Genomic DNA, 15,240 nt, shown 5'->3' with positions numbered 1-15,240 from the left:
CTAGTTTGCAGGTTTAAATTGTTTTTTCTTGTGTAGTATTCGGCATGATTGCGGCTACCAGCGCCGTGATAAAACAGCCCACAACCAGATAAAGCGCGACATATTGCCAAGATCCATTGCCCCATATCACCAATGCTGCGGCAATCATAGGTGTGAAACCACCCCCGACAATACTGGCAACCTGATAGCCTACACCCGCACCACTATAGCGATATGATGTACCAAACAGGGAAGAAAAAATCGGTTGATGCACACTGACTACCATATCGTGTGCGACATTGGCCAGCAAAATGGCAAAGAGAATAATGAGCCATGTATTTTGTGCATCCATTGCCATAAAGAATGGAAAGGCAGACATTGCGCCAATCAGACCACCGACTACACACATGCTTTTATGGGTGATTTTGTCAGAAATCCATGCAAAAAATGGAATACTGAAACAGCTGATTGCACCAACCATCAGGGCAATATTAAGGAAAAACTGTTTATCCATACACAAGTTATTGGTGGAATAATTCAGCGCAAAGTTGGTGACCAAATACATGGTCAATAGTTCAGTGAGACGTAATGCAATAATGTATAAGAAGGCTTTTGGATGTTCTGAAATGGCTTGCAAAATGGGGAGTTTTTTCGGTTGATCTTTCGCTTCAACCACTTGTTCAATAAACTCTTGTGATTCCTCTTGTCCACGACGAATCCAAAAGGCAGTGAAGAGTAAAATTGCACTGGCAATAAAAGGAATGCGCCATGCCCATTCTGCAAAAGCACTTTCACCAAATATCATCAGCACTAATGATACAGCACCAGTCGCAAGCACTAGTCCGACACCGTAACCGATTTGTACGCCACTGCTATAAAGGGCTTTTTTGCCTTGTGGTGCGTTTTCAACGGCCATTAATGCTGCGCCACCCCATTCACCGCCTACAGCGAAACCTTGAATGGCTCTTAAAGTGACCAATAACACAGGTGCCCACCATCCTATGGACGAAAAATTAGGTAACAGTCCAATACCGACTGTGGCAATTCCCATTAACAGGACGGTTAGAACCAGCATCTTTTTACGACCAATGCGATCGCCAAAATGACCAAAGACGACACCGCCAAGTGGACGAAATAAGAATCCGACACCAAAAGTTGCGAGTGCAGCTAAGGTTCCCATACTGGGGGCAATGCTTGGGAAAAATTGATCTTTAAAGATGAGTGCGGCAACAATGCCATACAGCAGGAAATCGTACCAATCGACAACAGCGCCAATGAAGCTACTGAGTGCTGCTTTTCGTGCACGTTGAATGTACTGTTGTTCTTGATTTTTTGATGTTGCAGATGCGCTATGCATACTTGATTCGCCCGAGATATCGATCAGAGGGCCCTGTAATATTCGGATTGGATCGTCACGCCAATTACAGGACGGTTATGTCAAAAGCAGGTCGCTTTCCACATCTCAGCTCGTACAAGGGTAATGTACAGCGCGGATTAGATTACTCTAAATTGTGTTGGAAATGGTGTATTTTTTCTTAAGGTATTATCCTTTTGATTAAAAAATAATCTCTTCTATCGATTCTATCTTTAACATCGATTCTTAGACTGAGCTTAAAGACTGTCTATAAAAAGATTGGGCTATAAGAATTGAGCTAAAAGAATTGAGCTAAAAGAATAGAGTTAAGGCCATTTACCAAAGTGAAAGTTGTGATTCATCTTCAGCTTCTGACAACTGATACACACCAATCCCAATCAAACGAAATTCATAATGCGATGGAACTTGCATTTCAGAGAGCAGCAATTGTAAAACCTGTTGAATTTCATGTTCAGATTTCAATGGATTTTTAAAGCTTTTGCTGTGCTGTAATACCTGAAAGTTTTTCAATTTTAATTTGACCGTGACACCCCGAGCTTGCAATTGTTTTCGGGTCAAATTAGCCCAAACCCGTTCAATGAGATTTGCCCAATAGCTTTCACACTCCAGCAAAGTAAAGTCTTGGTCAAAAGTGGTTTCTTTTGAAATTTGCTGGCGTTGCCGTTCTGATTGTACAGGTCTTTCGTCAATGCCTTGAGCATATAAAAAAAGTTGTTTGCCATATTTGCCAAAATGATGAATCAGCACAGCTTCTTCAATCTGTTGTAAATCTCCTAAAGTGTTCAATTGCAAGGCTTTGAGTTTTTCTTGTGTGACTTTGCCGACACCTGGAATTTTTTTGAGTTCTAAATCTTGAATAAAGCTGTGTACTTGATGGGGTTTGACGACACATATGCCATTGGGCTTGTTCCAGTCAGAAGCAATTTTGGCTAAAAATTTATTTGGTGCCACACCTGCCGAAGCAGTGATACCTGTGGCTTGGAAAATATCTTCACGGATATGCATAGCAACGTCAGTTGCACTGGGTAAATGCTTTAAATTTTCAGTCACATCCAAATAAGCTTCATCTAAGGATAGTGGCTCTATAATGGTGGTATATTGCTGAAAAATTTCGTGAATCTGTGCGGACACTTCTTGGTATTTGACAAAATTAGGTTCGATCACCACCACTTGTGGGCAGAGTTTCTTGGCTTGTGACATGGACATTGCAGAGCGTAAACCAAAGGCACGAGCAGGGTAGGAGGCAGCAGCAATCACAGCACGAGGATGGTGTGAAGAGATCACTACAGGTAAATGTTTGAGTTCAGGACGCTCAAGTAGTTCCACCGATGCATAAAAAGCATCCATATCAATATGTATGATTTTTCTCATAGCTTAGAACTACAGGTCATTTTCTAGTGTTTTATAGTGTAAATGATTTTTTTCAATTTCAAATCTGTTCAGACTTTTCTGCATAAGATTAACGTCATGTGATGACACACTATTTTGTTGATGCTTGAGCGAGATTGGAAATGTGATTTTGCTTTAAAAAGTTTTGCCAATCTTCTTCATTACCGTTAAAAACATTTAAATCGACAGTGGTTGAAATTCCTTTAATTTTACCTTGATTGGTCTGTTGCCAGAATAACCATTTCGGATTGTTCTTGAGTTTAGGCTCGCCGTGATACTCACGTACCCAAAGCGGGGTATTTTCGAATTGCCCAGCCAATACAATGTTATAAAAAGATTTGGAAATATAAAAAATCGGTTGTTTGCCATAATGCTGATGTAGGCGATCATGCACGATTTGAATTTCCTTCAAAAGTCGTTCTTTGGTGAAATGATTAATGCATTTACTGTCATATTCCAGATCGATCACTGGTGGTAGAGCATCTGCTTTATTGGGAACGGTTTGAATAAAGTTTTGCGCTTGGATTTCACCTTCACGGCATAAACGATAAAAGTGATAAGCACCCACTAAAAAGCCTTGTTCGCGTGCTTCTAACCAATAATCCTGAAATTTATCATCCTGATAATCACCACCTTCGGTCGCTTTTAAATACACAAATTTGTATTGTTTTGGCGAAATCTTTTTCCATTGAATATTGTGTTGATGGTGTGATGCATCAAAACCCTGAATTGGGTAGGTTTTAGCTCTGGCAAAGGGATGGGCAAAAAGAAATAGACCAATCATCACAGCAGATATACACGCAATGCCAAGGCATATCGCTAAATACTTTCGATGCCGACGCTGTGATTTAGAAGACATAAGTAAAATGAAACGCTTGGACTTGCTTCATCATAACGTGATTTAACAGTGCAAACCACGGATGACTCGTAAACAAACGTTACCCCTTAGACCGCAGTGTTTTTCGGAATTTGCCAAAAAATAAAAGCAGTAATAATGTTAATGCTGCCTAGACATAATAAGGTCAGATGAAATGCCGAACTGATTTGAGCTTCACCAAAGTATGAGGTGAATAGATTGACCAGCGTACCTGCCAAAGCTACACCTATACTCATGGATAGCATCATGATCATCGACAAGAAACTGTTACCACTGCTGGCATCTTGTTGAGGAAGGTCTTTCAGCGTTAGCGTATTCATCGATACAAATTGCATCGAGTTTAAAACCCCGAAGATAAAGAAGTGAATTGCGCGCGCCCAAATGGGTGTGTCCGCCGAAGTGAGCGCAAAACTGGCAATACAAACCCCAACCAATAAGCTATTCACTAACAAGACTTGACGATAACCAAATTTCTGAATGATTGGACGTACAAGGGGTTTAGAAGCAAGTGAACCCAAAACCGTCGGAATCATGAGTAATCCTGCAACGAATGGGTCGAAATGAAATGCCACTTGCAGCATCAGTGGAATCAGAAATGGTAGAGCATTACCGCCTAGACGGGCAAAAAAATTACCAATAATCCCGATGCTATAAATTTTGTTTTTAAATAATTTACTGCGAAATAAGGCATTTTGATGGGTATGAGCATGAAAGGCATAGATAATTGCGGTGATTATACCTGTCCCCATAAGTGCAATACTGAACCATGTTGGATGTTGTGGATTTGAAAAGTTTTCGATGCCTAAAGACAGCCCCACCATCGACACCACCAGTAATATAAAACCTGAAAGATCAAATTTTTTGACATCTATTTCTTTCACATTTTGCATGGCTTTTAGAGTGACCAAAACGCCCAAAATTCCCATCGGCAGATTGATTAAAAAAATCCAGTGCCAACTCATATAGGTGACCAGCCATCCACCTAAAGTCGGACCGATCAATGGCCCAATTAGACCTGCCAGACTCATTAAACTCATGGCTGCTAAAAACTGTGTCCGTGGAATAATTTTCAACATGGCCAAACGACCGACAGGAAGGAGCAACGCTCCACCAATGCCTTGAATAACTCGGAAAAATAAAAGCTGATTTAAGCTTCCTGAAAAAGCACAGCCTAATGAAGCGATGGTAAAAATAACGATGGCTGAAAAAAATGTATTTCTCACCCCAAACCGATCTGCAAGCCAGCCACTTAAGGGAATACAAGCTGCTACTGAGAGTACATAGGCGACGACCACGCTGTGCATATTTAGTGGGTCTTCATTTAAACTATGTGCAATCGCAGGTAAAGCAGTGTTGATAATGGTGGTGTCTAAACCTTGCATGAAAAAACCAATGGATACCAAAAACACCAACAAACGGAATTGAGGTTGTAAGGGCTGATGGGTCGGGGTTTCGTTCATTGCAGTCTGGAAAGCTTCTACTTGATTTATCTATAGTTTAAAGGATGATTCTAAAAAAGGTTGTAACAAAGTTTTGAAAATAAATTTTGATTTCAATGTATAAAAAGAATTTGATGGTTTTCTGGGCAACAACCAGATCAGGAAGATGATTTGGACTTGGAGAGCGTCAATTTTATGGTGATGTTCGGATGTATACTGCTCAGCCAGATCTGTTTTAGCTTGGTCAATTATTATTTTTATCAAGATCTGGTGAATAAAAAATGGTCAAAATCACCTTGATTTTAATACTTATATTTATGGAAGAAAGAACTGGAAAAAAATATCGCATTATATTTGGAACAGAGGCACGAAATCATGTTCAGCTACAAAAAGCGAAAGTTTTGTGATTCTTTATTTTTTATTTTTTACTCATTGTCTTTGTCATTTTACTTTTAATGATTTATCTGTCTTAACGTAAAAAAAGAAGATCTAGACATAAACGTATAGACCTTCTTAAGTGTATTTATATGGTGGGATATAAATGGATTAAACCACCATATTTTTCGGGTGTTTTAAATTGTGAATCACACTGTAAATTTGGTCAGCTTGATCACAAATAATTAATTTTGCACGATGTTGAGGGGGCAAGAAACCTTCTGCAACAGCATGATCAAGTTGAGCGATGAGCGCATTATAAAAGCCATTTACATTATAAATAATCATCGGTTTTTGATGCTGATTCAGTTGTCCCCACGTGGCAATTTCAAGAATTTCTTCAAAAGTCCCTAAACCACCGGGTAATGCAACAAAAGCACTGGCACGATCTGCCATCATCGCTTTACGTTGATGCATGGTTTCAACCACATGTAACTCAGTGAGCGTGCTATGTGCAATTTCATAATCCAGCATAAATTCAGGGATGACACCTACAACTTCACCACCTGTTTGAATCACTGTATCTGCAACTTGCCCCATCAGTCCGATACTGGCTCCTCCATACACGATGCCAAAACCACGATGAGCAATTCCTTTCGCCAACTGAATGGCTTTTTCTTTATAAATGGGATTATTCCCAGGTCGAGAGCCACAATACAGCGCAACTAAGGTTTGTGTGGCTTTGTGTACTTGATTTGACGATTGCGTTGTTTGTGTATTTTTAATCGTGACTGAATCTGGATGATGTTTTGTCGTTGTGTTGGAAGATTGATTGGTGTGGATTAGATCTGAAATTTCATTATTCATAAATTATTCTTTACCTGCATATTTACCTTTCATTGTATACCTTTAATCTAAGCAAGAATAATGACAACTGTATGTAAAAATTAAAAAAATACAGAAATACAGGTTGATTTAAAGCTAACTATATTGAAAAAAATCATCTTTTTGCAATTAAAAAAAGAGTGAATTTGTCCAAATTCTTACCTATACTGGAGCTATGTTTGACAACAAATGAACCTATATGAGTAGTGAGAGTCAGCCCCCCAATTTATACTCTTTTGAAATAACAGCTTTTAATAATAACTCCAATACGTATTGTAGTAATGCTCAGACGGTGAGTGTTGATCTTCCGGAGCAAAACGCATGATTCTTGAATGGATGTCTGACCCATCAGCTTGGGTGGGTTTGGCTACGCTCATTGTTCTCGAAATTGTCTTAGGTATTGATAACCTCGTTTTTATTGCAATTCTGGCAGAAAAACTTCCACCTGAACAACGCAGTAAAGCACGAGTGGTCGGTCTGTTGCTTGCATTAGGCATGCGTTTGATTCTGTTGGCATCCATTGCGTGGATCGTCACACTGACTCAACCGATATTTTCTGTTTTCGATCATCCTTTCTCTGTTCGAGATCTCATCTTGATTGTTGGTGGTGTGTTCTTGCTGATGAAAGGCACCATGGAACTCCATGAACGCCTTGAAAGTAAGCCCATGGTCAAAGAGGACAATGGTGTACATGCTGCGTTCTGGATGGTGATTGTTCAGATTGTGGTGCTAGATGCGGTGTTCTCATTGGACAGCGTGATCACTGCAGTCGGCATGGTCAAAGAATTGTCCGTGATGATGATCGCTGTTGTGATTGCTGTTGGTATCATGCTTTGGGCATCTAAAGCATTGATGGAATTTGTCAGCAAACACCCGACAGTCGTCATATTGTGTTTATGTTTCTTAATGATGATTGGTTTCTCACTCATTGTTGAAGGCTTAGGTTTCCATATTCCGAAGAGCTACTTGTACGCGGCGATTGGTTTCTCAGTGATGATTGAGTTCTTAAATCAATTGATGCGCCGTAATCAAGAAAAAACGGTCACGACCAATGATTTGCGATACCGTACAGCATCTGCAGTCATGCGAATGTTGGGGGGTAAAAATAGCGCTTCAAATGAAGGTCAAAACAACCAATCTGAAGATGTGCTCGCAACGCAAGCTCTGGCAGATGAAATCTTTGATACCGAAAATGGTGCATATCAAAGTGTCATGGTGCAAGGCGTTTTAGGACTTTCAGAACGTCCTGTAAAATCGGTGATGACGCCGCGACCAGAGTTGGAATGGATCGATCTTGATGATGACTTAGAAACAGTCAAATCTCAGTTGTTATCGATGAAACACTCACGCTTGATTGTGGCTCGCGGTGAATTGGATAATATTGCTGGTGTGGTGCTCACGCACAATGTACTGAATGATTATATTGAATATGGTCAGTTCAACTTTGAAAAGCATCTGCGTGAACCCGTAATTGTGCATGAAAGTGCACAAGTATTGATGGTGATGGAACAACTCCGTCAAGCACCATTACAGATGGCAATTGTACTTAATGAATATGGTTCAATAGAAGGTATTGCAACGCCTATTGATATCTTAGAAGCGATTGCTGGAGAATTTCCAAATGAAACTGAGCTGGATGCTGCTGCTGAAAGTTTAGAAGATGGTTCACTCATTTTGGAAGGTTCAACCGATATTCGCCATATTTCATTATTGCTCGATCGTGATTTGGTCGATGAATCTGAAGAATACTCAACGCTTTCAGGTTATATCTTATTCCATTTAGGACATTTGCCTGAAAATGGTGAAAAGTTTGAAGCAGAAGGATATATCTTTGAAGTCATGACGATGGAAGGGCATAAAATTGAGAAAGTGCATATTGTCCCTATTGAAGAAAAGGATGAATGAAACTCCAATTTAAATCCTAAAATGTCGTTAAAATAGCACTCAATTGAGTGCTATTTTTTTGGAAAAATGAATGTCTGAATTCACGTGTCCATGTGGTTTAGGTCTATATGCAGAATGTTGCCAACCTTTGCATTTGGGTCAAGATAAAGCGAAGAGGGCTGAACAGCTAATGCGCTCACGTTATAGTGCATTTGCAAAACATGAAATTGACTATATCGTGAAAACAACAGCACTCGGTCAACAAAAAGCTTTAGATGAGTCAGCCATTGCAGACTGGGCAAAAGCCAATCAGTGGTTGAAATTAGAAGTCATCAAAAGCAATGATAAAGTTGATAAAAATCATGCTTTAGTGGAGTTTAAAGCACATTACCATGATGGAGAAAAGACACAAATTCATCATGAATTATCTTATTTTGTTCAGGTTGCTGATACTTGGTATTTTCTCGATCCAACCACAGATCAACAGATCACCATGAAACAACCTTGTATTTGCGGTTCTGGTAAAAAATTTAAGCAATGTTGTGCTCAATATTTGTAGAATTTTTTTAGAATTCACATAGAATAAAGCCACCAATTACCCTCAGTGGAAGAAGGGCGATGTTACTTACCGTTATTTATATTATTGCGATTACGGCTGAAGCCATGACAGGGGCTTTGTCCGCAGGTCGGCGTAGTATGGATTGGTTTGGTGTGATTATTATTGCCTGTGTGACGGCACTCGGTGGTGGATCTGTTCGTGATGTGCTTTTGGGGCATTATCCTCTGACTTGGGTTAAGCATCCTGAATATTTGGTTTTAACCTGCTGTGCGGCATTATTTACCATTTTTATTGCCAAGTGGATGCGTCATTTACGTTCTATCTTCTTACTTCTTGATGCGCTGGGCTTAATTGGTTTTACCATTATTGGTTGTCAAATTGCGATGCAAATGGGACAAGGTTTTGTTGTATCAGCAGTAGCAGGTGTATTGACAGGCGTCTCTGGTGGTATTCTGCGCGACATTCTATGTAATGATGTACCCTTGGTATTCCGCCGTGAGCTCTACGCCAGCATTGCTTTTGTCGCGGTGATTTTCTATTGGGCGTGTATCAAGCTCGGTTTCTCGCAAGACATCACGATTGTTTCAACTTTAATTTTTGGATTCTCTTTACGTTGTATCGCTATTTACTTCGGTCTAGAGATGCCAAAATTTATTTATAAAGATGATGATGAGCATTCAGCTTCTTCAAAAGATGCTTCTTAATTGAATGAAATTGATTTAAATAAAAAAATAGAAAAATGGGATTACTGCCTTTTTATGTGGTTATTCCCTATAATCCCTCGCACAATGCCTTAACAATTCTAACTGTATTATTGAAGTCTTGTTGTGAAAACAGTCTTTTTATCTTTCACTCAAATCAGTCATTGTTTAGAGATCTGACTATGGATTTAATTTCACGTGTACAACGCCTTCCTATTGGTAAATTTCATTACACCTTATTGTGGGTCATTGGCCTTGGGTGGATGTTCGATGCCATGGACACGGGATTAATTTCATTTATTTTGGCAAAAATGGCAGAAGATTGGTCCATGACGCCAGCTGAAAAAGGTTGGGTCGTGTCGATTGGTTTTGTCGGTATGGCCATAGGCGCAGTTTTCTCAGGAGGGCTTGCGGATCGAATTGGTCGTAAAGCTGTCTTTGCATCGACTCTAGTGATTTATAGTATTGCCACCGCCTTATGTGCTTTTGCGCCTAATCTCACTTGGTTATTGGTTTTTCGTTTTATTGTTGGTCTAGGTTTAGGCGGTCAATTGCCTGTTGCCGTCACCTTAGTCAGTGAATATATTCCTGCGCATGTCCGTGGACGTTTTACCGTATTGTTGGAGAGCTTCTGGGGGCTAGGTTGGCTGATTGCAGCCTTAGTGGCTTATTTTGTGATTCCAAAATTTGACTGGCATGTCGCTTTTTTAATGGGTGGATTACCTGCACTGTATGTGTTTGTGGTACTAAAAAAAGTGCCTGAATCTATTCCTTATCTTGTGAATCGTGGTCGACTGGAGGAAGCACATGCTCTGGTTCAAAAATTAGAAAAACAATGCAATGTCGAAGTGATTGATGTCATCGAAGTGAAGCCTGTCGCAAAGCAGTCGAATATTTCATTTCGTCAATTGTGGTCAGGTGGTTTTGCTAAACGTAGCCTAATGCTGTGGCTGATTTGGTTTGGGATTGTTTATTCTTACTATGGCATTTTTACGTGGTTGCCAAGTTTATTGGTTAAGGAAGGCTATACCATCGTGCAGTCATTTGAATATGTGCTGGTGATGATTTTGGCGCAATTACCGGGTTATGTTGTGGCAGCATGGTTGGTTGAAAAGTTAGGGCGAAAATTCACCTTAGCGGGTTTTATTGGCATGTGTGCTGTATCGGCTTATTTCTTTGGACAGGCCAACAGTGTTGGACTCATTATGTTCTGGGGCTGTCTCATGTCTTTCTTTAACCTTGGGGCTTGGGGCGTACTGTATACCTATACACCTGAACAATATCCTGCAAATATTCGTGCCTTTGGTTCAGGTTGGGCCGCTGCGATTGGACGAATTGGTGGTATTGTTGCCCCATTGGTGGTGACACAGATGATGATTGCAGAAAATGGCTTTAGCCATGTCTTTATTATGTTTACAGCGGTGTTATTGGCCGTTGCGGCCGTGATAGTCATTTTAGGCGAAGAAACCAAAGGAAAAACTTTGGAGTCGATTGGTTTATAACTTGAGTATTGATGTCAGTTTGGCAATGAATATTTAAATTTCTTATTGATCATATTCATAAAAGTGGATACTTTTAGGCCAGAAGACACAAAATGTCGCACTGTGTAGTAGCAGATGCTTGTGTAGTAGCATCCTGCGACTTAGCATAACAACCTAGACACAAGAAATATTTGAAAAGGACGAAAGGTTTATATGACAAGCCTTGCGCATCAAGCAACAGAAAATCGTTCTGTTGCCGAATTTACCGAACAAGCTTATCTCAATTACGCAATGTACGTGATTATGGATCGTGCTTTGCCACATATTAGTGATGGTTTAAAGCCAGTTCAGCGACGTATTGTTTATGCCATGAGTGAATTGGGCTTAAAGCATAGTGGTAAGCCTAAGAAGTCAGCGCGTACTGTAGGTGATGTGCTTGGTAAGTATCATCCACATGGTGATTCTGCTTGTTATGAAGCCATGGTACTGATGGCTCAACCCTTTAGTTATCGTTATCCCTTTATTGAAGGGCAAGGTAACTGGGGTTCACCTGATGATCCAAAGTCATTTGCAGCAATGCGTTATACCGAAGCCAAGCTTTCACAATATAGTGAAGTACTTTTATCTGAGTTAGGCCAGGGCACGTGTGATTGGCAAGATAACTTTGATGGTTCAATGAAAGAACCCGTAACTTTACCTGCGCGTGTGCCGAATATTTTACTCAATGGTACGACAGGAATTGCGGTGGGGATGGCAACGGACATTCCGCCACACAATTTACGTGAAGTGGTGAAAGGTACGATTGCACTGATTCGTAATCCAAATTTAACCGATGAAAAAATTGCAGAATATATTCCTGCACCGGATTTACCGACCAAAGCGGAAATCATTACTGCGCCTGAAGAACTGTTAAAAATTCAAAGCACAGGTCGTGGTAGTTACCGTATGCGTGCGGTTTATACCATTGAAAAAAATGAAATTGTGATTACTGAATTGCCTTATCAGGTTTCAGGGTCAAAAATTATTGGTCAAATTGCAGATCAAATGACGGCAAAGAAATTGCCATTGGTCAGTGATGTGCGTGACGAGTCCGATCATCAAAACCCAACTCGTTTGGTGATTGTATTACGTTCAAACCGTATTGATGCAGCTGGCGTGATGAGTCACTTATTTGCAACGACAGACTTGGAATCAAGTTATCGTGTCAATATGAATATGATTGGTGCAGATGGTCGTCCTCAAGTGAAATCGATTCGTCGTATTTTGCTGGAATGGATTGAGATTCGTAAAAATACGGTGACACGCCGTTTGCAATATCATTTAAATAAAATTGAAAAACGTTTGCACATTTTGGCAGGTCTTTTGATTGCGTATCTCGATATTGACACCGTGATTCGTATTATTCGTGAAGAAGATCATCCTAAAGATGAGTTAATGGCGCATTTTGGTATTGATGAAATTCAAGCCGAAGCAATTTTAGAACTCAAGTTACGTCATTTGGCTAAACTTGAAGAAGTTGAAATTCGCCGGGAGCAAGAAGAGTTAGAAGCGAAAGCGGCAATCATTCGTGAGCAATTAGCAAATCCAGAATCATTGAAAAACCTGATTATCTCTGAACTCAAAGAGGATGCAAAAAAATTTGGCGATGATCGTCGTTCTCCAATTGTACAGCGTGCAGAAGCGGCTGCAATTAGTGAACAAGATTTGATGCCAGCAGATCCTGTGACAGTAATTTTATCTGAAGCAGGTTGGATTCGTTGTGCTAAAGGGCATGATGTGGATGCAAGCAATGCGAATTTCCGCGCAGGGGATCAGTATTTAAGTCATGCTCAAGGCAAGTCAAATCAGAAAGTTTATGTACTGGATGAGTCGGGGCGAAGTTATGCTCTAGCCATTAATACCTTACCGTCGGCACGTGGGTTGGGTGAACCCTTAAGTTCTAAACTTGCTCCTGCAAATGGTGTTGGCTTTAAGCAAATCTTTATAGCGGATGATGAGGCAGAAATTTTAGCTGTCAGTTCGAAAGGTTATGGCTTTAGGACACAGGCAAAACAATTGGATACCAATGCCAAGGCAGGTAAAGCGTTTATTAGTTTATCTGATAGTGCTGAAGTGATGGCATTGCAAACGGTTCAAGACAATACCCATGTAGCAATTTTAAGTACTTCTGGTCGTTTATTGATTGTCGATTTGGCAGAATTACCAATGTTAAACAAAGGTAAAGGAAACAAGTTGATACAACTTGATACAAGTGATCAGATTTTATCCATGACTATTTTAAATTTAAATGAAATAATTCATGTGGTTGCGGGACAGCAACAATTAAAACTAAAAGGTGATGATCTTCAGAAATATGTGGGGAAACGGGCGACCAAGGGTCAACTCTTACCACGAGGATATCAAAAAGCAAATAAACTGTTCATTCAAAGATAAAGCTAGCATCCATTGAGCAATTTACGTTATATATGAACCGTATTTGTGAAAATGGATGGAATACTGAGCGTCAGCACAAACAAGTTAAATAAAATGCTCAGTTGAAAAGAACAGTTTAAAACCAAGGATTATTAATTGGAGAATATGGCATTATGGAAAAGATTTGGTTCGCTGAATACCAAAAGACTGGGATTCCAGAAACTGTAGAATTGCCACCGGAAAGTACTTCGCTTATTGATATTTTTGAGCGTAATTTCCAGAAATTTGGTTCAAGAGATGCTTTTATCTTCATGGATAAAGTATTGACGTTCAATGAACTTGATGTTGCCAGCCGTAAATTCGCAACTTATTTGCAAAGCTTAGGTTTAGCAAAAGGTTCGCGTGTTGCTGTGATGATGCCGAACGTTCTGCAATACCCTGTGGTTGCATTAGGTGTGTTCCGCGCTGGTCTAGTGTTGGTCAATGTCAATCCGTTATATACAGCACGTGAACTTGAGCATCAGTTAAATGACTCTGGTGCTGAAGCACTTGTGATTGTTGAGAACTTTGCATCTGTTTACCAATCCATTATTGGTAAAACACCTGTGAAACACGTTGTTGTTGCATCTGTTGGTGATATGCTCGGTGCTTTAAAAGGTACATTAGTGAACTTTGTTTTACGTAAAGTACGTAAGCAAATTCCTGCTTGGAGCATTCCTGGACACGTTAAATTTAATGCAGCAATGTCTAAGGTTAATCCGTCGAACTACAAGCGTCCAAGCTTATCACTGAGCGATACTGCTGTCCTTCAATATACGGGCGGAACAACAGGCGTATCTAAGGGTGCTGAACTTACGCATCGTAACCTTGTAGCGAATATGCTTCAGTGTGATGGTATTTTCCAAAGTAAATTTGGTAAACAAGACGGTGACAAAGATGATCGTATCTTCTGTGCTTTACCGCTTTACCATATTTTTGCATTCATGGTGTGTGCACTTTACGGGATGTATAAAGGTCAAGCGAACGTCTTGATTCCAAACCCTCGTGATTTGCCTGCTGTGATTAAGGAACTTCGTAAATATCAACCTGGTTTCTTCCCAGCGGTAAATACCTTGTTCAATGCGTTAGTGCATAATGAAGAATTCCAACAGCTTGACCATAGCAAATTAAAAATGGCTATGGGCGGTGGTATGGCAGTATTGCCTTCGACGGCTGCAGCTTGGAAAAAAATTACAGGCACCAACATCATTGAAGGTTATGGTTTATCTGAAACCTCACCTGTTGCAACTGCAAATCCACCACAATCGATGGAATTCAGTGGCACGATTGGTATTCCATTGCCATTAACTGAAGTTGCGATTTTGGATGATGATGGTAATAACGTCGCTTTGGGTGAACAAGGTGAAATCTCGATTCGCGGTCCTCAAGTCATGAAAGGGTACTGGAATCGTCCTGATGAAACAGAAAAAGTGATGACCAACGGTTTCTTCCGTACTGGTGATATCGGTGTGATGGATTCACGTGGTTATGTGAAAATCGTAGACCGTAAAAAAGACATGATCTTGGTTTCTGGTTTCAACGTTTATCCTTCTGAAATCGAAGAAGTGATTGCACAACATCCGAAAGTGCTTGAAGTGGCTGCAATTGGTGTCGCTGATGAAAAATCTGGTGAAGTGCCTAAACTCTTTGTTGTGAAAAAAGATCCGTCTTTGACCACAGAAGAAGTCTTGGCATTTGCTAAAGAAAACTTAACAGGTTATAAACGCCCTCGTTATGTTGAATTTATGGATGAATTACCAAAATCAAATGTAGGTAAAATTCTACGTAAAGATTTACGTAAGTAATTCAGAACTTCATAAAAAAGCGCCTTCATGGCGCTTTTTT

The 15,240-nt window shown here is 40.1% G+C and carries 11 protein-coding genes; 6 read left to right on the top strand and 5 right to left on the bottom strand.

Features of this window, described 5'->3' with window-relative positions:
• Positions 1-13: 13 nt before the first annotated feature.
• From shiA to G8E00_RS15160, 5 genes are all read right to left on the bottom strand, one after another.
• Positions 14-1,336 (bottom strand): shikimate transporter, encoded by a 1,323-nt coding sequence (shiA, locus tag G8E00_RS15180; RefSeq protein ID WP_166225971.1) that lies wholly within the window; start codon positions 1,334-1,336, stop codon positions 14-16.
• Positions 1,337-1,669: 333 nt separating this feature from the next.
• Positions 1,670-2,725, bottom strand: a complete 1,056-nt coding sequence (gene dinB, locus G8E00_RS15175) for a DNA polymerase IV (protein ID WP_166225968.1) — start codon at positions 2,723-2,725, stop codon at positions 1,670-1,672.
• A 109-nt stretch (positions 2,726-2,834) separates the two neighbouring features.
• Entirely contained in the window at positions 2,835-3,602 is a 768-nt protein-coding gene (locus G8E00_RS15170; protein ID WP_166225965.1) for a glycoside hydrolase family 25 protein, read from the bottom strand.
• Positions 3,603-3,688: 86 nt separating this feature from the next.
• The gene (gene mdtD, locus G8E00_RS15165; RefSeq protein WP_166225962.1) at positions 3,689-5,080 is read right to left on the bottom strand and encodes a multidrug transporter subunit MdtD; all 1,392 of its coding nucleotides are present in this window, start codon (positions 5,078-5,080) and stop codon (positions 3,689-3,691) included.
• A gap of 525 nt (positions 5,081-5,605) precedes the next feature.
• Positions 5,606-6,301 carry an LOG family protein gene (locus tag G8E00_RS15160; protein WP_166225959.1) on the bottom strand — a complete coding sequence of 232 codons (696 nt, stop codon included), beginning with the start codon at positions 6,299-6,301 and terminating at the stop codon, positions 5,606-5,608.
• Between the two features lie 339 nt (positions 6,302-6,640).
• Between G8E00_RS15160 and G8E00_RS15155 the strand changes: the two genes are divergently transcribed.
• The 6 genes from G8E00_RS15155 (at position 6,641) to G8E00_RS15130 (ending at position 15,200) form a co-directional block, all read left to right on the top strand.
• Positions 6,641-8,224: a TerC family protein gene (locus G8E00_RS15155; RefSeq protein ID WP_166012606.1), complete on the top strand. Its 1,584-nt coding sequence runs from the start codon at positions 6,641-6,643 to the stop codon at positions 8,222-8,224.
• A gap of 70 nt (positions 8,225-8,294) precedes the next feature.
• Positions 8,295-8,762 carry a YchJ family protein gene (locus tag G8E00_RS15150; protein WP_166225956.1) on the top strand — a complete coding sequence of 156 codons (468 nt, stop codon included), beginning with the start codon at positions 8,295-8,297 and terminating at the stop codon, positions 8,760-8,762.
• A gap of 59 nt (positions 8,763-8,821) precedes the next feature.
• On the top strand, positions 8,822-9,466 hold the full coding sequence (locus tag G8E00_RS15145) for a trimeric intracellular cation channel family protein (protein WP_166012604.1): 645 nt from the start codon (positions 8,822-8,824) through the stop codon (positions 9,464-9,466).
• Between the two features lie 179 nt (positions 9,467-9,645).
• The gene (niaP, locus tag G8E00_RS15140) at positions 9,646-10,965 is read left to right on the top strand and encodes a niacin transporter NiaP (RefSeq protein ID WP_166225953.1); all 1,320 of its coding nucleotides are present in this window, start codon (positions 9,646-9,648) and stop codon (positions 10,963-10,965) included.
• Between the two features lie 192 nt (positions 10,966-11,157).
• Complete coding sequence (gene parC / locus G8E00_RS15135) at positions 11,158-13,377, top strand: DNA topoisomerase IV subunit A (protein ID WP_166225950.1); 2,220 nt, start codon at positions 11,158-11,160, stop codon at positions 13,375-13,377.
• A gap of 152 nt (positions 13,378-13,529) precedes the next feature.
• Positions 13,530-15,200 carry an AMP-binding protein gene (locus G8E00_RS15130; protein WP_166012601.1) on the top strand — a complete coding sequence of 557 codons (1,671 nt, stop codon included), beginning with the start codon at positions 13,530-13,532 and terminating at the stop codon, positions 15,198-15,200.
• Positions 15,201-15,240 lie beyond the last annotated feature (40 nt).

The organism is Acinetobacter shaoyimingii (assembly GCF_011578045.1).
GTDB lineage: Bacteria > Pseudomonadota > Gammaproteobacteria > Pseudomonadales > Moraxellaceae > Acinetobacter > Acinetobacter shaoyimingii.
This window is presented reverse-complemented; position numbering and strand designations above follow the sequence as displayed.

What these genes read in the sequence shown, in the direction of transcription:
- shiA (WP_166225971.1), bottom strand. Translation starts at nt 1,336, where the DNA reads ATGCATAGCGCATCTGCAACATCAAAAAATCAAGAACAACAGTACATT.
- dinB (WP_166225968.1), bottom strand. Translation starts at nt 2,725, where the DNA reads ATGAGAAAAATCATACATATTGATATGGATGCTTTTTATGCATCGGTG.
- G8E00_RS15170 (WP_166225965.1), bottom strand. Translation starts at nt 3,602, where the DNA reads ATGTCTTCTAAATCACAGCGTCGGCATCGAAAGTATTTAGCGATATGC.
- mdtD (WP_166225962.1), bottom strand. Translation starts at nt 5,080, where the DNA reads ATGAACGAAACCCCGACCCATCAGCCCTTACAACCTCAATTCCGTTTG.
- G8E00_RS15160 (WP_166225959.1), bottom strand. Translation starts at nt 6,301, where the DNA reads ATGAATAATGAAATTTCAGATCTAATCCACACCAATCAATCTTCCAAC.
- G8E00_RS15155 (WP_166012606.1), top strand. Translation starts at nt 6,641, where the DNA reads ATGATTCTTGAATGGATGTCTGACCCATCAGCTTGGGTGGGTTTGGCT.
- G8E00_RS15150 (WP_166225956.1), top strand. Translation starts at nt 8,295, where the DNA reads ATGTCTGAATTCACGTGTCCATGTGGTTTAGGTCTATATGCAGAATGT.
- G8E00_RS15145 (WP_166012604.1), top strand. Translation starts at nt 8,822, where the DNA reads ATGTTACTTACCGTTATTTATATTATTGCGATTACGGCTGAAGCCATG.
- niaP (WP_166225953.1), top strand. Translation starts at nt 9,646, where the DNA reads ATGGATTTAATTTCACGTGTACAACGCCTTCCTATTGGTAAATTTCAT.
- parC (WP_166225950.1), top strand. Translation starts at nt 11,158, where the DNA reads ATGACAAGCCTTGCGCATCAAGCAACAGAAAATCGTTCTGTTGCCGAA.
- G8E00_RS15130 (WP_166012601.1), top strand. Translation starts at nt 13,530, where the DNA reads ATGGAAAAGATTTGGTTCGCTGAATACCAAAAGACTGGGATTCCAGAA.